A 22,555-nucleotide genomic window follows, 5' to 3' on the forward strand; every position below is an offset into this window, starting at 1 on the left:
TCTCCTTTTGAGATGAATTATTTTCTCTTAATTAAGGATGTTCTTATTTTTTTAAATTTAGGAAGAACAAATCTGAATAAGCTGTAAACAAAGCTGTTTATTATTAAATCAAATTCTCCAAGAAACTCTACAAAGTCCCCATTGAAGCCTTTTTTAAATTTGTATAGTCCATATAAAGGATTTTCTGGATTTAAATCTCCGGAAACTCCCCTGAAATCATACATATAACAGTTTAAATCTATACTGTCTTCAATCATTTTCCACTGCATTAAAAAGTTTGGCATAGTGTCCCTTAATATATTATGGGAGGCACCATATAAATACCATGCTTTACCACCATAATATAGATATATGGCACCTGATACATAGACATTCTGTTTATCTTTAAACTCAGATATGCTGTCTATTCTTTCAAGGAAACTTTTTATTTGTCTTTCAGCTTCTGTTATGTTTTTTTCAGTATCAGCAAGCTTTTTTTCAAGTTTCAATATTTTATCAGTTTCAGTTTCACTCTTAAGATTTGCAAGAATTTCATCCTTCTTCTTAAGTAATCTTTCCTTGTTTTTAATCTGAGTATCTAATTTATCCTTAAGTCTGTTGTAATCTATCTGGTAGTTGTATTTTAACATATAGATTTTACAATATGGTGAAAGTTTTTCAAGCATGTTCTTAAAATAGGCTCTAGGTCTTGTAATGAAGTTATCTCTTTCACCAGTTATCACCATAAGCTCATGGAATTTATCAAGTATTTCTTCTGTTATGTTGTTTTTATCATATATTTCAACTGTAAGTCCCCTATCTTGAGCGACCTTTATGTTATATCTTGTTTTACTTGAAAAATTATTAAATATTTCTTTTTTTCTATCATCAATGTTTTTTGACATATCAAAATTAAGTCTGAATACAAAATTAGGCTGAATGTTTTCGAAGTTCTTTGTGTTTTTATGGTTATATCCAAGTGATACAAGCATCTCTTTTATTTTCTCACCATTTTCAATTGTTATTTCATTTTCCTTAAGATGTATATCTGGGTCAATAGAAATAAATGCAATGTTGTTCTTCTTTGAGTAATTTTTCAGAAAATCAGTAAATTCTCCAACAAGGTTTTCATTGTTATAATCACATGTAAATCCCCTAGGGATGTATCCCATGTATTTGTTTAAATAAGGTATTTTTCTCAGTAGTATGGTGCAGGTTAAGACAAGCTCTCCGTTACTAGTATAACCACCTATAAACCTTGATTTCCATTCTCTTTTTACATCTGCCCAATAGGAAGTCTGAAAAATATGTCCCTTTGAATTTTTATTATTAAAGTCGTTAATAATGGAAGAATCTATTTCTTTAAAATTATACATTAACATCACCTTTTCTATATTTTTTTGGAATGCTACTGTCTCCAGCGATAGGAGACATATCAATATTGAATATGGCATCATCTTCAATACCATCCATGTTTACAAGTGTGAAATTCATATTAGGACGGCCTAGAATCCTTAATTGTCTTCCGTTATAGATTATACCGCTGTTGTATTTTAAATGATGATAAACGGCCTTTGCAGCATCATAGAAAATGTTTCGCTTTAAATCCTTTGTAAAACCGAATTTATCAATTAGACCGCAGTCTAGGATTCCAACCTTAGTTGTATTTTTAGTTTTAAAGTAATTACCATAACCTATGAATTCACCCTTATCTACATAATAGGTTTTTATTGCCTTGGCTTTGTATTGATATATTTTTTTACAGAAATGTTTATGTGAATCATATCCATAAATAATGTTTCCAAGCCTTACAGTTGTATCAAAATCTACACTATCGTTGTATTTAATAAATCCATTTGAATTTAAAAGGTGTATTTCATTTATATGTTCTTCTAAATTATCAAGGATGTTTTTAAAAAGATTAATCTGGTTTATGGTATATTTTGTGTTTGCTGTATTATGGAGATGGGTATAAATTCCTTCGATTTTAATATTTTTGTATAATGATTTTATATCACTTATAAAATCATTAACCTTATTTGGCTTTATTCCAAATCTATTCATTCCAGTATCTACATAAATATGTACTCTGAAATCTTTTTCAGCAGAGCTTAGAATATTTAATGTTTCAACATTATCAACTGTTAAAATATAGTTATCTTTAACAAGGGCTATGTCTTCCTCAGTATAAACAGGTGTTAATATAAGGATATCCTTTTCACTTTTTACCAATAATGCTTCATCAATTGTTGAAACTGCGAAATAATCTACTTTATCGTCAAGAAATTCACTTATAGTTTCGATACCAAGTCCATAGGCATTTGCTTTAACAACTGCCATCAGCTTTTTATCAGTTTTTTCTCTGATTTTATTAATGTTATATTCTAATTTATCAAGGTCTACTTCACACCAAAAGTTTCTCATAAACAGTATACCTCCAATGTATCTTAAGCATATCATTAACTTTTAATATCCTTGTCATTAAATATGGGGAATATACATTTCGTTGTAAAAATTTAAGCATTCCCTGATTAGTAGCCATTATATTATACCAAACCAGGGAATGCTTTTCTATTTTTAATTATTAATTAGCTTTGGAAGTTTTTTTGTCTGTTTTGGTTTTGTTTATGTCAGCTGGTCTGATATCTGGGACATCTGGTCTTATATCCTCAAATATATACTTTTGTATCTGTTCAGCTGTTGTTTTTATATCAGGTTTTGGAACAAGAAACCATTTATGATCTATAATCTGACCTTGACTAAACTCATCCAATGGAAATCTGATGTTATCGATAGCTTTAATATCAGAACTTAAAACAGAAACACCCGTCTTTACAATATCAATTTTAGACATACTTGTTTCAACTAAAGGAAGAATTTGAGAAACCAGGGTTGGATATTTTGATACACCAGCATTTTGAACCTTTTCTGTAAGCTGGCTTAAAACTTTTCTTTGTCTTTCAGTACGTTCGTAATCACCATTTCCAACTTTTCTAATTCTAGAGTATGCAACAGCTTGAATACCATTTAATTTCTGAGGGCCTGTCCTTTTGATTAATGTAGGGTTTTTTCCTTCAAGATTTGCAACTTCTTTTATGCGGTAATTCAATTCCTTTATTTCATAGTCCTTTATGTCTGCTTCTATTCCACCTAGTATGTCAATAACCTTTTCAAGACTAAAGAAGTTAACAGTTGCATAATCACGGATGTTTAAGTCAAAATTCTGGTTAAGGGTTTTAATCGCAAGCTCTGGACCTCCATAGGTATAGGCCTCTGTAATTTTTGTCTGACCATGACCTTCAATAGTTACATAGGTATCTCTCATTATGGATGAAAGTTTAATTTTTTTATGTTTTGGATCGATGGTTGCTATTATTATTGCGTCAGAGTGTGGTACGTCACCTTTACTTCTACCAATATCTGTTCCAAACAGGGCAATATTGATTACATCCTTTAGGTTTTCCTTCTCAATACTATCTAGTTGGTTTTGAGGTTTTATTCCAAGTTCTAAGTCAGATTTAGATATTTTATTTGTTTTAATTTTGTTTAATTGGTAATATGCATATCCACCAAGGGATATTGCAAAAAATAGTACCGATAAAGATAATATTTTAAACAATTTTTTTGTTTTTTTCCTCTTTTTACGTGCCATTATATACCTCCTTGGAGAAAGTTTGGTTTCATTTAAATCTCAATATTCGATATAAAAATTGTTATTGTTAGGTTATTTGAAAAAGTTTTACAAAATTCCACAAAATATTATATCATACATTTTTAATTTATGGTTTTCGTAGGATATATAATCTGTTAATTTTATGTTATAAATTATCAGATTGTAACACCCCTTAATTATAAATAGAGGGATATATGTTTGTTGCAGATAAATATATTGTAAAATAATTCATATAAGGGTAAAATTTAAAATTAAGAATATAACTTGGGGGAATGAAAATGAATTTGGAGTTAAACAAAATATACCATGGATTTAGACTACTTGAGGAAAAGGACTTAAAGGAAATTAATTCCACAGCAAGACTTTTCAGTCATGAAAAAAGCGGCGCCAGACTGCTTTATATCTCAAATGATGATGATAATAAGGTGTTTTCAATAAGCTTCAGAACTCCGCCTGAAAATAGTACAGGGCTACCCCATATTCTTGAACACTCTGTTCTTTGTGGTTCAAGAAAATTCCCTGTAAAGGAGCCTTTTGTTGAACTTGTAAAGGGTTCTTTAAACACATTTTTAAATGCCATGACATATCCAGATAAGACAATGTATCCTGTTGCAAGTAAAAATTCTAAGGATTTTATAAACCTTATGGATGTATATCTGGATGCAGTTTTTTATCCTAATATATATGAATGCCCTGAAATTCTAATGCAGGAGGGCTGGCATTATGAGATAGATAATAAGGATTCTGACATTGAATATAAGGGTGTTGTTTATAATGAAATGAAGGGGGCCTTTTCTTCACCAGAAGGAATTTTGTTCAGGAAAATACAAGAATCTTTATTTCCTGATACAACATATGGCTTTGAGTCAGGAGGAGATCCTGATGTGATACCAGAGCTGACTCAGGAAGAGTTTTTAAATTTCCATAGAACTTACTATCACCCATCAAATAGTTACATATTTTTATATGGTGATGGAGATATTTTGGAACATTTAAAATTTATAAATGAGGAATATCTGGATGCCTTCAATAAAATAGATATAAATTCTAAAATTCCTGAACAAAAGCCCATAGGTTCTTTAAAGGAGATGACGGTGGAATACTCAATTTCCAATGATGAGGAGGAAAAGGATAAGACCTTCTTATCTTTAAATACCGTTGTAGGAAAGGCAACAGACCCAGAGCTTTACCTTGCCTTTGAAATATTAGAGCATATGCTTCTTTCAACTCCTGCAGCACCACTTAAAAAGGCATTGCTAGATGCAGGAATAGGGAAAGACGTTTTTGGTGTATTTGACAACAGCATTTTACAGCCGGTTTTTTCAGTAGTAGTAAAGAATTCTAATGAGGATAGAAAAGATGAATTTGTAGAGATTGTCAACAGTACATTAAGGGATATTGTACAAAATGGATTAGATAAAAAGTTAATAGAAGCATCTATAAATATTAAAGAATTTCAAATGAGGGAAGCTAATTTTAATGGTTATCCAAAGGGCTTAATCTATGGAATTAAGTGTATGGACAGCTGGCTTTATGATGAAAATCCATATATGCATCTTCAGTATGAGGATACATTAAAAAAGATAAAAACTGCCCTTACATCAAATTATTTTGAAGTTTTAATAGAAAAATATTTACTTAACAGTAGCCACAGTTCCTTATTGATAGTTAAGCCGGAATGTGGATTATCTGAGAAGAAAGCTGAGGAAGTTAAAAATAAACTAAGAGGATTTAAAGAAGGTTTATCGGAATCAGAAATTGAAGAATTAATAAATAATACAATAAAATTAAGGGAAAGACAGGAAACACCAGATTCAGAGGAGGAACTTGAAAGGATACCCCTTATCTCCCTTGAGGATATAGAAAAAAATGTTGAAGGACTTCCTACAGAAAAAAGAAAAGAGCTTGGTATTGATGTTCTTCATCATGAGATGTTTACAAATAACATAGCTTATATAAATATGTATTTTGACACAACTTCCGTAGAAAGGGAGTTAATTCCATATGTTGGACTTTTATCAGGAATTTTAGGAAAAGTAAATACAGAAACATATAGTTATCAGGATTTAACAAAGGAAATAAATATAAACACAGGTGGTATAGAAAATAAAGTTGAGATTTTTGGAGAAAAGGGAAGTTTTGAGATTTTCCATCCGAAATTTATTGTTAAATCCAAGGTGTTGGTGGATAAATTACCAAGGTTACTTCAAATTCTCAGGGAGATAACATGTGCTTCAAAATTTGATGATAAAAAACGAATTAAGGAGATAATTCAGGAAACTAAATCCAGAATTGAGATGTCAATTATAAATAATGGTAACGTAACTGCTGTTAACAGGGTTTATTCATATATAGCAGCATCAGGAAAATATTATGATCTTGTGAAGGGAGTTGCTTATTTTAAATTTCTTTCAGAGCTAGAAAGGGATTTTGATAAGAGGGCTGATGAAATTTGTAATAATATTGAAAGAACCTTTAATTCAATATTTAATATAAATAACATTGTTATAGGAATTACTTGTGATGAAGCAGGATACAACAGGTTCAGGGATAACTTAGAGATAATTCAGAAAGGACTAAGGACAGAGAGCCCATCATATCAAAAATATGATTTTAGTTTAGAACACAAAAACGATGGTTTAATGACATCTGCTAAAGTTCAGTATGTAGCTAAGGCATATAACTTTAGAAAACTTGGATATGAATATACAGGAAGACTTTATGTTTTAAAAACGATATTGAGTTACGATTACTTCTGGAATAAAATACGTGTCCAAGGAGGAGCCTATGGATGTGGCTTAAGCTTCGATAGATTTGGAAAAATAGCCTGCAGTTCCTATCGCGATCCAAATTTAATTGAAACTATAAAGGTTTATGACGAGACATATAAATATCTACAGCAATTTAATGTAAATGAAAGAGAAATGAGAAAATATATTATTGGCACAATTTCAATGGTTGATACACCTTTAACACCATCTATGAAGGGTGAAAGAGCAGATGCTTATTATTTCAGCAAAGTTACCTTAGAGGATATACAAAAAGAGAGGGAAGAAATATTGAGTACAACTCCAAAGGATGTAAATAATCTTTCCGGCTTAATAAGGGATTGTATGAATCAAAATTATGTCTGTGTTTTAGGAAATGAAGAAAAAATAAAGGAAAACAGGGATATATTCAATGAACTGATAAATATATTCCAGTAAAAGACAGGTTTTGTGGCAGATAAAAAGTTTAATTCAAAATTAATCCCAAGAAGGATTTTATAAGAATGAAATTTAAAATCCTTTCTTGGGATTTTTCTTTAAAGTTTATCTTTGAATATTTAAATATTTTTTTGGATTAGAGCATATTTCAAAGGCTACTTTTGTTACAACATTACATACATTGAATAAATTGTTTTTACTTATTTTTGAGGGAACATCATTATCTGTATGGTAATTATCACAGGGGCCGTATTCAAAATAAACAAAGGGTATACCGGCATTTTCAAAGGGTACATGGTCACTGCTGTCCTGATCAAAGATGGTGTAATTATAACCTGACCTTTTGATACATTCTTCAGAAATATCAGCAACAAAGGAGGGATTTAGAGAATTCAGTGTATGTAAATAAAGGGTATTGCCTACACCTGCCATGTCAATATTTATCATTGATATTATGTTGTTTATATCTCTGGTTGTTAATTTTGATACATAGTAGGTAGAGCCTTTTAAACCGATTTCTTCTGCTCCAAAGGCAATGAATTTAATGTTGCAGTTTAAATTTTCCTTAGAAAGTATACCTGCAGTTTCTAAAAGAACAGCAATTCCCGAGGCATTATCGTTTGCTGCAGGGGTATTAACACCATCGTAATGAGCACCTATAATAAGTGTCTTAGTATCTGTGCTGTTCAAGTTCGCCTTTTTTGTTGCAATAATATTGCTTGAGTTTTTGATAGTGGTCTCTGAGATGACCTTTATATTTATTTTAACTTTCTTATTAGAAAATAAAAGATTTTTTATGTAAGAAGCATCTGGTTCACTTATTGATAAAGCAGGTATTTTAGAAGGACCATAAAGTTCTGCATCAAAGGTACAGCTAGTTTCAGGATCATAAAATATTATTCCCACAGCTCCATATTTATAGGCATATAGTATTTTTGAGTCAAAATAATTTCTGTTACGTTTTATAAGTACCAATTTTCCTTTTATGTCTGCTTCCTGAAAATCCTTTGTAGTTCCAGCATCAATATAACAAACTTCTGCAGTAATTCCCTCAGGTGGTGTAGGAGCACTATAGGTAAGGGCACAGGAATATATATCTTCTTTTTCAGGGGAAATTAACGTAACCTTTGTCTGAGAGCATTTATATCTAATTACAGGGAAAAACTGCTCTTCAACTGTCAGCCCCAATTTTTGAAATTCATTTTTTATATAAGATGATGCTCTTTTTTCTCCATCAGTCCCAGTTATCCTTGCGTTATCTGTATTTGCTAAATATTTAATGTGTTCAAACATTCTGTCCTTCGAAATATTTTTCGAGAAATCTTTAAACTTAATACTGGAAAGGTCAGATTTGTTTAATCTGGCGAAAACTAAATTTTGAGAGGTAATTAGAAGATTTAATGTACTGAATACTATGAGACTAAGGAATAAAAAAATTTTCTTCATAATGTTCTCCCCTTATAACGAGTATAATACCCATATAATTCTATGAATTGTTAAAAATTCCTCTATTCGTTTCCAGTAAAAGTAGAGTAAAAAAATTGATATTTTATGTAAATTTATATATTAATTTGAATATATTTAATTGTATAATGAAAATATAAAAGAGTTAAACAAAGGGGACGGATGTTTAATGGATTTAAAGAAATTTTTTAAGCCATATCTTTATCTAATAGATAGTTTAGGGATATTTTGTATAATTTATAGCATTTTTTTGGAAAAAAGCAGTTTAAATTTATTCTTTCTCATAATAGCAGTATTTGTTCTTATATCCTCATATTTTGATATACTTCCTGCTAATAATGCAGCCTTTAATTTAAGTGTAGCAACAAATACCTTTGTTATTATCTCTTTTGGAATATTACCAGCTATTTTGTTGAATTCTATTGAACTCTCCCTATTATCATATAAACGTTATAAACGGAATGAAACAGAAACATTTTCTATAGTAAAATTAGTTTTTAATATAGCTCAAACTTCAATATGCATATTTGTTGTGTATTCTTTGAAAGAAATTTTAGATGTAAATGTATTCAGTACAAATGGACTCGATATAATAAAGCTTGCTGTCCTATATGTTTCATATGTATTCATCAATACATCATTGGTATCCCTTGTTATATCTTTTTCTACTGGTTCATGGATGATGCAGCTTTTTGATTTAAGGAAATATAAGGCATATTATTCAATGTCCATTTTATTGCTGATAGCTATTGTTTGGCTATATGCTGACAGAGGGGCAGCAGGTGTTATATTAGTTTATTCCATTTCTATACCTCTTCAAAGATATTCTCAAATGTATACAAAACTTAAAATAAGAGAAGAGGAATTGTTTCAGGATGAAATGACTAATATATACAATGGCAAGTTTTTAAATGTGATTTTAAACAATAAGATTTTAAACAATAAATCCTTTTATGCAATTATAATTGGAATAGATAATTACAGATACGTTTACAAAGAATATGGCAAGGAAATTTCCAAGGTTTTTATAAATAATATTGTTAACTTCATAATTTCAATTATACAAGAAAAGGAATATATATTCAGATATAACGAAGATACTTTAATTTTGCTCATAGACGGAGGAAACAAGAAGTTAAAGGGTGCAGAGGTTTCAAATAAAATAAAAGATGGTGTTGGTAATATAAAATTAAAGAAAGATAAAATTTCTATTATTCCAAAACTCAGTATAGGTATGATTTATGAAAATGATACTCAGGGTATAAATTATCCCAAAGTAATAGAGAAATTAGAGAAGGCTTTAGAACTTAGCAGGGAGACCGAAGGACAAAAAATAGGGTACTACAATTAGTGCAAAACTAAGTAAAATGTAACCAAGGGAAATCACCCGGCATATTATGTATATATGCGGGGTGATTTTTTATGGTATACACGGTAATAATGTCTGGTGGACTTGGCTCCAGATTCTGGCCTAAATCAAGGGTAAGCATGCCGAAACAGTTTCTAAAGACAGTAGGAGATAAGACAATGATAGAATGTACTGTTGAAAGAATAATGAATATAATCCCAAAGGAAAGGATTTGTGTAGTGACTAATAAAAGATATGTGCCAATTATTCAAAATTTATTAGGAATTGAAGAGAAAAATATATTTAAGGAGCCTATGAATAAAGAAACCGCATCCTGTATAGGTCTTGCAGCTGTTAAACTTCTTAAAAGAGATTTTGAGGCTGTTATGGTTGTATTGCCCTCAGATCATGTAATTATAGGTCAGGAGGAATTTGAAAAAACATTAAAAACCGCTATAGATGCTGCAAGGGATGGGGATTATCTTGTAACCATGGGCATTAATCCAACAAGACCAGAATCAGGTTATGGATATATTGAAAAGGGAGAAGAAATTGAAACTGGAATTTACAAAGTTAAAAGATTTGTTGAAAAGCCAAATGTTGATGTTGCAAAAAGCTTCATAGAAAAGGGAAGTTATTATTGGAACAGCGGAATGTTTGTATGGAGAGCAGACAGACTCCTTAGGGAAATAAAAAAATATCTTCCAGAATTGTATAGAAGTTTAATGAGAATATATGAGGCTGTGGATACTCCTGAGGAAGATAGGGTAATTGCCGATGAGTATAGTAAAATTGATGGTATTTCAATAGATTTTGGGGTTATGCAGAGAACTCATAGGGCTGTTGTACTTGATACAAGTTTTACCTGGGATGATATAGGAAGTTTTACGGCTTTAGAGAGGTTTTTGAATAAAGATAAACAAAATAATGTCATTTCCAATTGTGAAGCAGGGTTATATGAAGTTGAAAATACAATGATATTAGGGAACAAGAGATTAATTGCAGGCATAGGAATTAAAGATATGCTGATAGTTGATACAGATGATGTTCTCCTTATTTGTCCTAAAGACAGGTGTCAGGATATAAAAAATTTAGTAAAAGAATTAGCTGGTAATGATGAATTTGAGAGGTTTATGTAGATTATTTAGATAGGGCTGTTACATTAGTATTTGTGGATACTAATGTAACAGCCTTTTATTATAGATTCTTTAAAAGTTACCCTTTTGCAATTTCTGCTTACGAAAATATGTATGTCCATAATTGAAAGAGGCTGATAATTAATTATATATTACCACAGCTATATTATTTATTATAAACAAAATAGGTATATGATGGTATAATATGAAATAAAGGTAAATCGATAAAATACCATAATATAAATAGAAAAATAGGGGGTAGTGATAGTGAAGTTAGATAGGTACAAAGGAAATATTTTAGTTAGCATGTTGATATCTATATTGTCTATATTGTGTGTATTCAGAGGTTATACTGTTTCAGCCAATGAAGTTCTACCTAAAATAAACAGGGTTTTTGTTGAACATACACCTTTAATAGAAGGGGAAACCCAATCATACTTTTTAATTAGTAACTACAATGGAAAGGTACAATATGCTTTGAAAATAGACAAAGTAAGTATTGTAAATAAAAAGACGGTTCTAAAACCTTACTATACTCAAAATTATGGAGAAGTTACAGATGGAACTACTGTATATAAACTTGATGGAACAAATAAGTTTGAGCCAGGAAATTATAGGGTTTACATATATGTGAAAAGAGCAGGAGTAGAGGGCAAGCTAAAAAATAAGGATTTTTCATTTGACAGTATCTATACTGTAAATATTAATTGTTATGGCAAAAATGAAAAAGGGTTAATCTATTCAGATGGGAAAATGCTTATAGATAGAGAAGATTTTAGAATAGGAGAAACAGTTGAGATAGGTGGCGTTGAAAATCTTCCTGGACCAAGTAGCACATATAAATATTCATTAAATATCTTTGATATCAATAAAAATAAATGGTTAATGGATGTTTCAAAATATAATGGAAAACTAAAATATATCTTTGACAAACAGGGACAGTATATTTTGGATGTGGCAGTTTCATCTGATAGTACTAAAATTGTGGCACATAAAAATAGATTAATTAATATATGTGATAACTTCAAGGTCAAATCCATTAATTATATTGATCCTACAACAATTCAAGTTAATTTTACAATGGCACCTGATGTAACAGATGTTCAAAACAAAAACAACTACTTTGTAAGTACATCTGAAATAAATACAATAAGCATGGTTGGGGATAAAAGTGCCCTGCTGCAATTAAAAAACCCAATTGCTAAAGACACACTTTATTTTGTTAACAGTATAAAACTTAAGGACAACCCTTTAATTGTTACATATCCATTTACAGAGATAGAAAAAAGGACAGATAATGAGTCGCCCTTTGTTAAAAATATGGGAAATAATAAAAATAGTATTAATGTAACATTTTCTGAACCTCTGAAAAATATCGGAAGTGCATATGTTGTTCAAGGAGAAACAACCATAGATGTTTCAGAAAAATTTGCAAAAGGCACTTCAGAATTGAAGTTCGAACTTAAAGATTTTTCACCTGATGAATCTATAAGTTTAATAATAAAAAATGCACAGGATATGTTTGGAAACACAATAGAACCGAATCCGTATATAGCTAATTTAAATATGATAAAAACAGATTTTACTAAACCAGCAGTAAGTAATATAAAAGTTATATCCCCAGAGAAAGTTGAAGTTACCTTCAGTGAAAAGTTAAAATATCCACCAATTGTTATGGTAGGCAGTAGTCCTGTATATTTTGATGAGTATTCATCATCTGATAACATAACTTTTTTGGGGACATGTTATTACACTCTAGGCAAAAATACAGTTAAAGTTATTTCCTATCAGGACCTTAGTGGCAATTTCGGTGAAAAGGTTGAAAGGGAACTGGATTTTAAAGCAGAGAAAACATCACCAAGACTGACAGGTGTTGAGAAGAAAGTATTTAACAACAAGATGTATCTTGTATTAAATTTTGATAGATATATTAAGCAATTTAATTCATCTTTAATTATTCAGGGAACTAGGGAACTGAAAACCCAGATTCAAACATTATCCTTTCCCTTTGCAGCAACAGTTAATGCAGCAAGTTACCTTAAGGAGAATGGAGCGGATAAAAACAATCTTAAGTCCGTTATAATTGATATATCCAATATTGCTGTGTTCCCTACAGGGACATATAAGGTTAAGATAAATCCTGGATTAATTATGGATTTTTCAAATAATTATTCAAGTGAAATTACAAATGTGACCTTCACCTGTGACGGTTATTATAACGACGGCAAGGAATTATTCATTGTTGGAAGCCCCCAGGTTTCTTGGGATTTTTCCTACATAGATATAGAATTTTCCAAGGACATTAGTGACAAAACAGCTCTAGATGTCTCAAACTATAGAATAAATGGCCAATGTATATTCCAGCGTGTTGAAAAGAGAAGCAATAAAAATATAAGGCTTATTCTTGCTTCAGATCATATAAACTATTCAGGATATAGAACATTAGAGATAAATGGGGTAACAGATGATGCAGGTAATAAAATAGATAAATATCAGTCTATTATTTATCTAGGGGAAAACAAAAAACCTTATATTGATTATGCTGTATTAAAGGGTAAGAACACCATAAGTGTTATATTCAGTGAAAATGTGTATCCAGTAGGCCCTGGTGATTTTGAGGTATATATAGATGGAACAAGGGTTAGTGATAACAAAATAAGTATTTTAAAATACACTTATTTTACAAAGGAAGTAGAAATTAAAGTAGATCCATCAATTATTCTAGATAATGCTACTAAAACAATACAGATAAAACTTAAGGGTTCAGGAATAATGGATATAAGTGGTAATAAAGCTGTGAAGGATGTATATATTAAAGTGCTTAAATAGTGAAATCAGCTGAAGAAATAATGAAATTTTCTTCAGCTGATTTTTAAATTGATGTGTCTTTGCAATAATAAATCTAACCTATCCTTTTCTTCGGGACAAATTGGAATTTTAACATATCTGTATCCTTTCTTTTTCTTTATTTTCAATCTAAGCATATTTTTCTTCCATTGATATTTTACTATATCATTCCATTTCCAATGGTTAATAGAACAGACCATTCCCCTTTTTTTAATATGCAGCTTTGTTTTGCCGATGATTAAAAGATAAATGGAAAACAAAAAGAGGTTTAAGAAAAAAGAAATTTCGTACAGGGTTATCTGGTTGCCTAAATACTTATCCAATAAATAAAGAAAGTTTAAGCTTAAGATTACATAACCTAAATATTTTGTTAAACCTACTTTTCTTGTCTCTACCCTATCTATAACATGTCCCATTTTCACAGAAAGTATAAGTTTATAGAAAATAAGAGATATAAATAAAAGCATACAAGATATATTCATTGAGGTAATTATTGTTTTTACGATATCCATTTTATTTCCTTTCTATTTAATTTCAAATTTATTTAAAAAACTTTGACCATCCATAGTTACGTAATATGGCAGAAAAATTAAGGGGTATTTAATAGAGTTATATAAATTATTATACTATATTTTAGTTGATTAATATCATTGGAATTTTATTACATTAACATGGGATATTTAAGTAAATATAAAAGACATATGGATGTTCAGTAGTGAATAATATATATTAGTTAAACACAAAAGAGGTGTATTTATGATAAATAGATGTAAAGAAAACGTTGAAAAATTAGGATTTGTTGTAAATTATAACAATACAAAAGAATTAATTGAAAATGAGATAATTCCTTTAAGTACATTGCTACAGCAGCTAAGTACTTCCATATACAATATGACCTTTGCAGCTGATGCCATATCAAATATTAATGTAACAGAAACTCATCAGATAAAGGAACTTTTAGAGTTAGCCTATGATTTACGAAGGCTCTCAGAGAGGGTTGAATGTGTGCTAAAGAACAGAACTGATATTGCCCTTAAGGCAATAGATACAGGGGTATATGATTATCAGAATCTTTATTCTGGCATAGAAAAAAATGTGCCAGATTGTCAGGAGACTCAGACAGAGGAAACTATTCCGTCAATAAACCAGTCAGAAGATACAAATAAGGAGTAATCAATATGTTAATTAACATGTTGAATACTCCTTTGTTATTATTTATATCTGATATAGGCCTCTTCATATACATTTAATGTTTTTGCTGCGGTTTTATCCCATGAGAATTCCTTAGAGCGGAGATAACCTTTTTCAGCTATTGAATTTCTTAAATTTTCATCTTCCAAGACATTTTCCATAACGTTTTTTAGTTCTTCTGTATCGAAGGGATTAACCAAAACTGCAGAGTCACCAACAACCTCAGGGATAGAGGATATATTTGAGGTTATAACAGGAGCCTTACATGACATTGCTTCAAGGGGTGGTAGACCAAAGCCTTCATAAAGGGAAGGGTAAACAAAAACGTCGCATCCATTATAGAAATATGGAAGATCTTCGTAGGGAACATAACCGGTAAAATGAACTCTGTCTGAAATTCCAAGGCTTTCAGATAGTTTCATAAGGTAAGTATGCTCATCTTTAGATTGACCTATTATTACTACTTTTAAATCCTTAGAGAGGTTCTTATATATTCTTGAGAATGCAACTAAAATGGATTTTACATTTTTCCGGGGGCTAAAACCTCCAAGATAAAGTATAAAGTCATTATCTATATTATATTTATTTTTCAGGAAAAGTTTTGTTTCTTCTTTGTTAAGTGGCTTAAAAAAGCCATCAGCAGCTAGGTGAGTAACTTTTATTTTTTCTTCCTCCACATCAAATATTCTAATTATATCCTTTTTAGAAAATTCGGAAACGGTAATTATCATATCAGAGTTTTGGATTATTTCAGGCATTTGAGAAATAAATTTTTTGAGATAGCCCCTGCCTACTGTTTCAGGCATTACATAGGGTATAAGATCATGAATAGTTGTAATATATATACAGCTTTTTTTATCAGGAAGACCAATTCCATTTTGAGGAACATGATATATATCGATATTTTTGTTTAATATATTGGCAGGAATAAAATTTTCCTCAAAAAATCGATGATGTTTTTTTGAGGCTATACTAAATGTAACATTGTCGCATATATTAAACTCCTTATAATTCATACCACACCAGTATAAATGATAGGAATTTTCCAAGTCATATTTTGTAATGTATTTAATTATCTGTTGAGTATATGTCCCTATGCCAGTTCCGGCATACCAGTTGGCACCCCTCGCGTCTATGGCAATCTTCATCTATTTCACACTCCATAAATTTAAGTCTATATATTATAGATATTAACGAATAATTATCTTTGTGCATAAAACTTATATAAATTATCACATTTGTTAAAAGATTTCATATTATAAAATAGAATTTATTTTTTACAGCAATGTTTGGAGATGATTATGTGGAAAATTTGAAGGAGCTCCTGGAAGAAAAGTATAACATACAGATTTTAGAAATTGAGAAGATAAAAAATGTATATAAGATAAAAACAACTTCAGGATTAAAATGTTTTAAATCATCAAAATATGATTTAGGACAATTTACATTTATTATGTCAGCAATTAAACATTTAATGGATAAAGGATTTGAATCAGTAATACCATATGAAAATACAGTAGATGGAGAGGGATATATAGCCTACAACGATAGATACGGATTTTTATCTGATTGGGTGGATGCAAGGGAGGCAAATTTCAAAAACCCAATTGAATTAAAAATGTGCGTTGAAACCTTAAGTAAGATGCATTTATATTCAAGGGAATTTGAATTAGAAAATGGGGAAAAGGGGAGAGATTACTACGGAAAATGGGTAAAAAAATTCAAAAAAAGGTGCGATGAACTCCTGTATTTCAAAGCGATAATAAAAGATAAAGATGTACAGAGTGAGTTTGACAGCATTTATCTAAAATATTTTGACAGTCACTACAAACAAGGCATATCCTCTGTTAGAGATTTAGAGGAATCAGAGTATTTTAGAATAATGGAAGATCATAGAAAAACAATGGGATTCTGTCATCACGACACAGCAAATCATAATTTTCTTATTTCTCCTGATTTTAATGTATATATGATTGATTTTGACTATTGTATACTTGATTCCCACCTGCATGATTTAGCAAGTATAATCATAAGAAATTTAAGATATGGAAACTGGGATATGGAATTAATGGAATATATAATTGATATTTATAGTAATAGAATAACTTTGACTGAGGAGGAGAAATATTTAATCTATTGCTTTATGGAATTTCCACAGGATTTCTGGCAGGTTGGACTTCAATACTATGTTGAGAAGCAGCCCTGGGAAGAAAGTATATTTTTAAAGAGATTAAAGAAAACAGTTGAGGATAGCAGGGAGAGAATGGAATTTTTAAAAGGTCTTAAAACAAGTTTAATGGAGGTTTAACATGTCCCACAAACTTGATGAATTAATATATAAAATCGAGGTATTAAAGACAGAAATAGACGATTTGATGGAGTCTTTGATAGCTGAAAGATTTGTTGGTTTTACCAGGGGTATGGAAGATGAAACTTCAAATCAGGTAAAGGAAGTTAATGAGGCTGAAAATAAAGATTATGATGAGTTTGAGGATGAAATTAAGAAACTTAAGGAAGATGTAAAACTATTAAAAAAGATAAAGAGAAGACAGAGAAAATTAGAGAAGTTAGAAGAAAAAAGAGCTGAAATTATGGATGAGATAGAAAGAAGAAAAGAACAGGAGAGGAGGAAGAGACAAAAGACGGAGAAAAAAAGAAAGAAGCATTAATTGGGGGTTTTCTGGATGGAGCTTAAAAAGCAGTATAATACAGACACAAACAATATTTCAGAGACGGATAAAGAATACATTTCAAAACTTTCCCATAAAAACTTTAATTTTATACCAGTTAAATATAAAGAATGGGAGATAACAGCTGCTTTTTCAATAATAGATTATATTTATGGCAATGGTTTTAATAATATCCAGCCTATAATAAAAACGAATGAAGGGCGGATATTTATCACCGATGGAGATAGCAGGTATATACTTACTGAAGAAGTAGAAGGTGATAAACTTCAGCTGAACTGCAGTGAAAATCTGGCTTGTTGTGCAGAAATTTTAGCTGAATTTCACAATGCTGCTGAGGGTTTTGTACAGCCTCCTGGAGTAAAGATTAAGACCAACTGGGGAAAGAGTATAGATAAGTATAGAAATCTGTTTAATGAAACAAGAAAGTTTAAAACATATTTAGATAATGCCGGAACCTTAAATGATTTTGAGAAATACTCAAGGGAACAAATTGATGAAATATTAAGAAGGGGAAAAGAATCCTTGAAAATTATGAAATCCATCAACTATTTAAAACGCCTAGAGGAAAGTATGAGAAAAAAAGAGATATGTATTAATGATATATCCGTTAACTTAGCAAAAATTTCAAAGGGTAAAATAGTTATAACAAAGCTTTTTAATTTAGGGTACAACATGGTTGAAGATGATATAGCTGATCTAGTTAAGCTTGGAATAGAAGAAACGGGAGATAAGGATATTTATAATTATGTATTAGATAGTTACTCTAAAATCAGACATATTGAAAGAGTTTCCAAAGAGATAATAAAGGCCTACGTCTCTTTTCCTTGTTCTTCTATGAAAACCATAGTAAAGTATACTAAAGACAAGGATATAAATAAACTACAAAAATTTATGAAATACATTGAAAGAGAATCTATGACTGATATAATGGAGGTGAAATAGTGGAATATAGATATAGAGACAAGGTGTATTTGTCCAGCTATATGCTTGACACCAGGCTTTTTGATATGTTCGACATAATTGTTGAGGAGGCAACCCCTATAAGGTCAATATATATATTAAAAACTGATGATGGTTTGAAGATTTTAAAAAAAGTTGACTATTCTGAGGATGAGCTGACCTTTATATATAATTCTCTTAATGAGATTAGAAAGACATATCCCTATGTAATAAATTATAAGAAAAGCATATCCGGTAAACCCTTTGTTGAATATGAAGGTGGAAGGTATGTAATTATAGACTTAATTGAAGGCAGGGAATGCATGTATGAAAACCCTCTTGATCTTAAAAATGCAGCAATTGCCCTTGCAAAACTCCATAAGGCAGGAGAAAAATTAAATGTTAATTATTATCCTAAAAATAAACTTGGTATTATAATTGAAGAGTTCAGAAAAAGAGCAGAGATAATGCAAAAATTCAGGGAGATCGCCCTGATGCACAGGAATAAAAATGATTTCGATAAAATTTATCTGGAATATTCAGATTACTATATTATGAATATTATTGATGCAGCAGTTCATCTGGAGAAATCAAAATATAAAGAGTTTTGTAAAGAAAAGGGAACTCTTTGTCATCATGATTTGGCTCATCATAACATTCTTATTGGAAATGATGAAAATGTTTATTTTGTTGATTTTGATTATTCTATTATAGATTTACCTTATCATGATATATCAAATATGATTACTAAGGCAGTTAAATATAATGGTTGGAGTATGGATAATGCCAATATAATTATAAATTCATATATGGAAGAGAAAAAACTGTCCAAAGATGAGCTGGAAGTTCTTTATGGATATTTAATGTTTCCTCAGGATTTTTACGACATTTCTACTTCCTATTATATGAGAACCAGGGACTGGGATGATGCTGACTTTGTTAACAAACTCCAGAGAAAAGCTGGCTATAAGGATGAGAGAGAAGAATTTCTTAAGAATTTCAAAAAGAGTGGATAATGTAAATCCACTCTTTTTTGAAGTTTTTATTTTTTATATTCAGCTATTGTTTTACAGTATGCTTCAATAGTTTCGATTGCGGTTTTTTTCCAAGAAAACATTGTACTTCGTTTCAAACCTTTAAAGGACAGGGAATTTCTAAAATCTGAATCCTCAATAAGCAAAAACAGCTTTTCAGAAATATCCCTAACATCAAATGGGTTTATATACAAAGCATCATCACCAAGAACTTCGGGAATTGAAGTTACATTTGAGGCAATAGTTGGTGTACCACAAGCCATAGCTTCAAGAGGAGGAAGTCCAAAGCCTTCATAAAGGGAGGGATAGCAAAAAATATCAGCAGCATTATAAAAAATTGGAAGTTCATCAACGGGTATATAACCAGGAAATATTACATCCTCCTTTATATTAAGCTTATATGCAAGGTCACGATAGTCGTAATATGAACGTCCCTTTTTCCCCAGAATTACAAGGAAATATTTTTCTTTCAATTTAGGTTTAATAATACTGAAGGCTTCGATTAAACCCATTATATTCTTTCTTGGACTGAAACCGCCTACATAAAGTATAAATTTTTCGTCAATATCATATTTGCTTTTAATCAAAGCTTTACAAAGTTTTTTGTTTCGGGGATAATAAATATCCTCTGCTGCAAGATGGGTAACATATATTTTTTCCAGAGGGAAGTTAAGAGCCTTTGCTATATCTTTTTTAGAATATTCCGAGACTGTAATTATTGAATCACATAAAGGAATAATCTCAGGTATTTCTCTGGTGTATATGTCTAAATACTGTGGTCCAACTGTTTCAGGAAGCTTGTATGGTATAATATCGTGGAGAGTTATAACAAAGGGACAGGATTTTTCTCTTGGCAGACCTATTCCATTCTGGGGTACATGATAGATATCTATTTTTGTATTGGTTAATATATTAGGGATATCAACTTCTTCCCAGAAATTATCTTTTCTATCCTCTGATATCAGACGAATATCTATGTTTTCACCAGGGTTTATGTCCGAAATATTTTCATCAGGTAAAAACAGAAGATATTTATTATATTTGTCCATCAGATTTATATTATATATTAATTGATAGGTGTATGTCCCTATACCTGTTCCTCGATACCATCTTGCAGCACGAGCATCGATTCCGATATTCATAAAAACCTCACAAAATAATGATTCTATATCATAATATGGAAGTTTTTAATCATAGGTGAATAAGTTTAATTACAAAGGTTAATAAATTTTTCAATATCTTCAGCTACAATATTTAAAGAACTTCTCCAAAAATCAATGGAATGTATATCTATACCCATAAGAGAAGTAATATCTGCAATTTTCATTTTTCCAGTTACAGAAAGCAGTCTATCGTAATCTTCAACAAATTCTGCTCCCCTATTTATATATTCAGCATAAAGGCCCTTTGCAAATAAAAGACCAAAGGCATATGGGAAATTATAAAAGTTTCTTTCCGGATAATAGTAATGGGGTTTATTAACCCACATATAAGGATGAAGATAACTGTTGTCTAGTCCATTTCCATAAGCTTCTCTTTGGGCATTAAGCATTATTTCATTAAGCTCATTAACAGATAATGAACCCTTTTCCCTGCGTCTAAATAATTCACTTTCAAATAAAAATCTGCTGTATATATCTACGATAACCTGAGCAGCTCCCTGAAGATCACTTTCAAGTATTGTAAAGGCTTCTTCTTTGGAAGCATCTTTTAAAGCGGCATTTTTGATTATAGTTTCACAGAAAATAGAAGCTGTTTCAGCAATAGGCATAGGATATCTACTGTTTAAATATGTTTCATCCTTGAGACAATATCCATGGTATGCATGTCCAAGTTCATGTGCCAAGGTTGACACATTGTTGAAGCTTCCAGTAAAATTGGCTAAAATTCTGCTTTCCTTAATTGGATGAAGATTTGAGCAGAAAGCTCCTCCACGTTTTCCCTGTCTTGGTTCTGCATCTATCCATTGTTCATTGAATGCCCTTTCAGCAAGATTGGCTAGTTTTTCGCTGAAGGAGCGAAAATTCTTTATAATGAATTCACGTGCTTCATCATATGTAAATTTCATATCTGCATCACCAACAGGAGCAAATAAATCATAAAAAGGCAGGCCATTGTCATGACCTAAAATTTCAGCTTTTTTTCTATAATATCTACGAAATACTGGGAGATACTCCTTAATTGCAGAAATCATTGCATCAAGAGTTTCCTGGTCCATCCTTGAATCCAGCAGAGTTTTTTCCAGTGGTGATTTATATCCTCTTAACTTTGAGATAGTTATTACTTCTCCCTTTATTCCGTTTAAAGCTGCTGCTGATGAATCAGCAATTTTTTCATAGGATTTAAGTTCAGCTTCATATGCTGATTTTCTAATAGACTGGTTCCTATCAAATGCCATATTTCTGACAACAGGAAGAGGCAGATGCTTTAATTCACCATCTAATGTTATATCAACTAAAAGAGTTGAGGTAAGTAGTTCCTGAAGTTTGTTCCAAGCATTAGAACCGGTGTTTTTCATTTTTGATATAATTACTTCTTCCTTTTCACTTAAAAGATATTTATTTTTTTCTAATATCTGCTTTATATAAAAACCATGTTCATTGAGGAATGGATTTTCAGAGATTATATCTTCAATGTTATCTATGGAACTGACCCATTTTTCAAATAACACCAATGGTTTAGTCAGTTCTGTGGCTTTTTCCTCAAGTTCATCCTGGATTTTTAAAGCAGTTTCATTTTTAGCATCTACGCTTAGTGTAAGATGTGCATAGCTTGATAATTTAGAAAAGAGATCATAGAATTCATTTTGTTTTTTAATAAAGAACTGAAGTTTTTCTGATGCAGATTCAGTTGTCTTGAAATTACCTTCGCACCAGTTTCTAATATTTTCAATTTCAGAGTTAAGTTTTTCATAATCTTTGCAGAAATTTTCATCATTAAAATTACTGTAAAGACTATCAAGGCTCCATCTCATACCAATACCTCCTTAATTTACAATATTTTTACTTTATAGTACATTTAATTTTGAATAAAATCAACAAATAAAAT

17 protein-coding genes are annotated in these 22,555 nt (G+C 30.6%); 9 read left to right on the forward strand and 8 right to left on the reverse strand.

Annotated features, from left to right (window positions below; all coding sequences use genetic code 11):
- Nucleotides 1–17: 17 nt before the first annotated feature.
- The 3 genes from Q428_RS00235 to Q428_RS00245 form a co-directional block, all read right to left on the reverse strand.
- Nucleotides 18–1,355 (reverse strand): peptidoglycan bridge formation glycyltransferase FemA/FemB family protein, encoded by a 1,338-nt coding sequence (locus Q428_RS00235; RefSeq protein WP_035377083.1) that lies wholly within the window; start codon nucleotides 1,353–1,355, stop codon nucleotides 18–20.
- Nucleotides 1,348–2,403, reverse strand: a complete 1,056-nt coding sequence (gene alr, locus Q428_RS00240) for an alanine racemase (RefSeq protein WP_035377085.1) — start codon at nucleotides 2,401–2,403, stop codon at nucleotides 1,348–1,350. Before alr ends, Q428_RS00235 begins: the two co-directional genes overlap by 8 nt.
- 160 nt (nucleotides 2,404–2,563) lie before the next feature.
- Nucleotides 2,564–3,631: an LCP family protein gene (locus Q428_RS00245; protein ID WP_051514771.1), complete on the reverse strand. Its 1,068-nt coding sequence runs from the start codon at nucleotides 3,629–3,631 to the stop codon at nucleotides 2,564–2,566.
- Between the two features lie 299 nt (nucleotides 3,632–3,930).
- On the opposite strand from Q428_RS00245, the gene Q428_RS00250 reads away from it, so the two are divergent.
- Entirely contained in the window at nucleotides 3,931–6,858 is a 2,928-nt protein-coding gene (locus Q428_RS00250) for an insulinase family protein (RefSeq protein ID WP_035377087.1), read from the forward strand.
- Nucleotides 6,859–6,963: 105 nt separating this feature from the next.
- On the opposite strand, the gene Q428_RS00255 is transcribed toward Q428_RS00250, so the two are convergent.
- A complete protein-coding gene (locus tag Q428_RS00255) occupies nucleotides 6,964–8,304 on the reverse strand; it encodes a M28 family peptidase (protein ID WP_035377089.1) in 1,341 nt (446 codons plus the stop codon).
- Nucleotides 8,305–8,491: 187 nt separating this feature from the next.
- On the opposite strand from Q428_RS00255, the gene Q428_RS00260 reads away from it, so the two are divergent.
- From Q428_RS00260 to Q428_RS00270, 3 genes are all read left to right on the forward strand, one after another.
- Complete coding sequence (locus Q428_RS00260) at nucleotides 8,492–9,673, forward strand: diguanylate cyclase domain-containing protein (protein WP_035377092.1); 1,182 nt, start codon at nucleotides 8,492–8,494, stop codon at nucleotides 9,671–9,673.
- Nucleotides 9,674–9,744: 71 nt separating this feature from the next.
- Complete coding sequence (locus Q428_RS00265) at nucleotides 9,745–10,809, forward strand: mannose-1-phosphate guanylyltransferase (protein ID WP_035377094.1); 1,065 nt, start codon at nucleotides 9,745–9,747, stop codon at nucleotides 10,807–10,809.
- Nucleotides 10,810–11,073: 264 nt separating this feature from the next.
- The gene (locus tag Q428_RS00270) at nucleotides 11,074–13,635 is read left to right on the forward strand and encodes a hypothetical protein (protein ID WP_035377096.1); all 2,562 of its coding nucleotides are present in this window, start codon (nucleotides 11,074–11,076) and stop codon (nucleotides 13,633–13,635) included.
- A 32-nt stretch (nucleotides 13,636–13,667) separates the two neighbouring features.
- On the opposite strand, the gene Q428_RS00275 is transcribed toward Q428_RS00270, so the two are convergent.
- Nucleotides 13,668–14,165 (reverse strand): hypothetical protein, encoded by a 498-nt coding sequence (locus tag Q428_RS00275; RefSeq protein ID WP_035377098.1) that lies wholly within the window; start codon nucleotides 14,163–14,165, stop codon nucleotides 13,668–13,670.
- A gap of 244 nt (nucleotides 14,166–14,409) precedes the next feature.
- Here Q428_RS00275 and Q428_RS00280 point away from each other — a divergent pair, with 244 nt between their 5' ends.
- Entirely contained in the window at nucleotides 14,410–14,826 is a 417-nt protein-coding gene (locus Q428_RS00280) for a hypothetical protein (protein ID WP_035377100.1), read from the forward strand.
- Between the two features lie 38 nt (nucleotides 14,827–14,864).
- Here the strand turns inward: Q428_RS00280 and Q428_RS00285 are convergent, their stop codons facing one another.
- The gene (locus Q428_RS00285) at nucleotides 14,865–15,992 is read right to left on the reverse strand and encodes a glycosyltransferase family 4 protein (protein ID WP_035377102.1); all 1,128 of its coding nucleotides are present in this window, start codon (nucleotides 15,990–15,992) and stop codon (nucleotides 14,865–14,867) included.
- Between the two features lie 155 nt (nucleotides 15,993–16,147).
- On the opposite strand from Q428_RS00285, the gene Q428_RS00290 reads away from it, so the two are divergent.
- From Q428_RS00290 to Q428_RS00305, 4 genes are read left to right on the forward strand one after another with little or no spacing between them, the layout of a single operon-like run.
- The gene (locus tag Q428_RS00290) at nucleotides 16,148–17,152 is read left to right on the forward strand and encodes a CotS family spore coat protein (RefSeq protein WP_051514773.1); all 1,005 of its coding nucleotides are present in this window, start codon (nucleotides 16,148–16,150) and stop codon (nucleotides 17,150–17,152) included.
- 1 nt (nucleotide 17,153) lies between these two features.
- Nucleotides 17,154–17,513: a hypothetical protein gene (locus Q428_RS00295; protein ID WP_035377106.1), complete on the forward strand. Its 360-nt coding sequence runs from the start codon at nucleotides 17,154–17,156 to the stop codon at nucleotides 17,511–17,513.
- Between the two features lie 15 nt (nucleotides 17,514–17,528).
- A complete protein-coding gene (locus Q428_RS00300; protein ID WP_035377107.1) occupies nucleotides 17,529–18,476 on the forward strand; it encodes a protein kinase family protein in 948 nt (315 codons plus the stop codon).
- A complete protein-coding gene (locus Q428_RS00305) occupies nucleotides 18,476–19,489 on the forward strand; it encodes a CotS family spore coat protein (RefSeq protein WP_051514775.1) in 1,014 nt (337 codons plus the stop codon). Before Q428_RS00300 ends, Q428_RS00305 begins: the two co-directional genes overlap by 1 nt.
- 26 nt (nucleotides 19,490–19,515) lie before the next feature.
- Here the strand turns inward: Q428_RS00305 and Q428_RS00310 are convergent, their stop codons facing one another.
- Nucleotides 19,516–20,649, reverse strand: a complete 1,134-nt coding sequence (locus tag Q428_RS00310; RefSeq protein WP_035377111.1) for a glycosyltransferase family 4 protein — start codon at nucleotides 20,647–20,649, stop codon at nucleotides 19,516–19,518.
- 65 nt (nucleotides 20,650–20,714) lie between these two features.
- Entirely contained in the window at nucleotides 20,715–22,487 is a 1,773-nt protein-coding gene (locus Q428_RS00315; RefSeq protein ID WP_201769229.1) for a M3 family oligoendopeptidase, read from the reverse strand.
- Nucleotides 22,488–22,555: the final 68 nt, after the last annotated feature.

It is taken from the genome of Fervidicella metallireducens AeB (assembly GCF_000601455.1).
Lineage (GTDB): Bacteria > Bacillota > Clostridia > Clostridiales > Caloramatoraceae > Fervidicella > Fervidicella metallireducens.

What these genes read in the sequence shown, in the direction of transcription:
- Q428_RS00235 (WP_035377083.1), bottom strand. Translation starts at nt 1,355, where the DNA reads ATGTATAATTTTAAAGAAATAGATTCTTCCATTATTAACGACTTTAAT.
- alr (WP_035377085.1), bottom strand. Translation starts at nt 2,403, where the DNA reads ATGAGAAACTTTTGGTGTGAAGTAGACCTTGATAAATTAGAATATAAC.
- Q428_RS00245 (WP_051514771.1), bottom strand. Translation starts at nt 3,631, where the DNA reads ATGGCACGTAAAAAGAGGAAAAAAACAAAAAAATTGTTTAAAATATTA.
- Q428_RS00250 (WP_035377087.1), top strand. Translation starts at nt 3,931, where the DNA reads ATGAATTTGGAGTTAAACAAAATATACCATGGATTTAGACTACTTGAG.
- Q428_RS00255 (WP_035377089.1), bottom strand. Translation starts at nt 8,304, where the DNA reads ATGAAGAAAATTTTTTTATTCCTTAGTCTCATAGTATTCAGTACATTA.
- Q428_RS00260 (WP_035377092.1), top strand. Translation starts at nt 8,492, where the DNA reads ATGGATTTAAAGAAATTTTTTAAGCCATATCTTTATCTAATAGATAGT.
- Q428_RS00265 (WP_035377094.1), top strand. Translation starts at nt 9,745, where the DNA reads ATGGTATACACGGTAATAATGTCTGGTGGACTTGGCTCCAGATTCTGG.
- Q428_RS00275 (WP_035377098.1), bottom strand. Translation starts at nt 14,165, where the DNA reads ATGGATATCGTAAAAACAATAATTACCTCAATGAATATATCTTGTATG.
- Q428_RS00280 (WP_035377100.1), top strand. Translation starts at nt 14,410, where the DNA reads ATGATAAATAGATGTAAAGAAAACGTTGAAAAATTAGGATTTGTTGTA.
- Q428_RS00285 (WP_035377102.1), bottom strand. Translation starts at nt 15,992, where the DNA reads ATGAAGATTGCCATAGACGCGAGGGGTGCCAACTGGTATGCCGGAACT.
- Q428_RS00295 (WP_035377106.1), top strand. Translation starts at nt 17,154, where the DNA reads ATGTCCCACAAACTTGATGAATTAATATATAAAATCGAGGTATTAAAG.
- Q428_RS00300 (WP_035377107.1), top strand. Translation starts at nt 17,529, where the DNA reads ATGGAGCTTAAAAAGCAGTATAATACAGACACAAACAATATTTCAGAG.
- Q428_RS00310 (WP_035377111.1), bottom strand. Translation starts at nt 20,649, where the DNA reads ATGAATATCGGAATCGATGCTCGTGCTGCAAGATGGTATCGAGGAACA.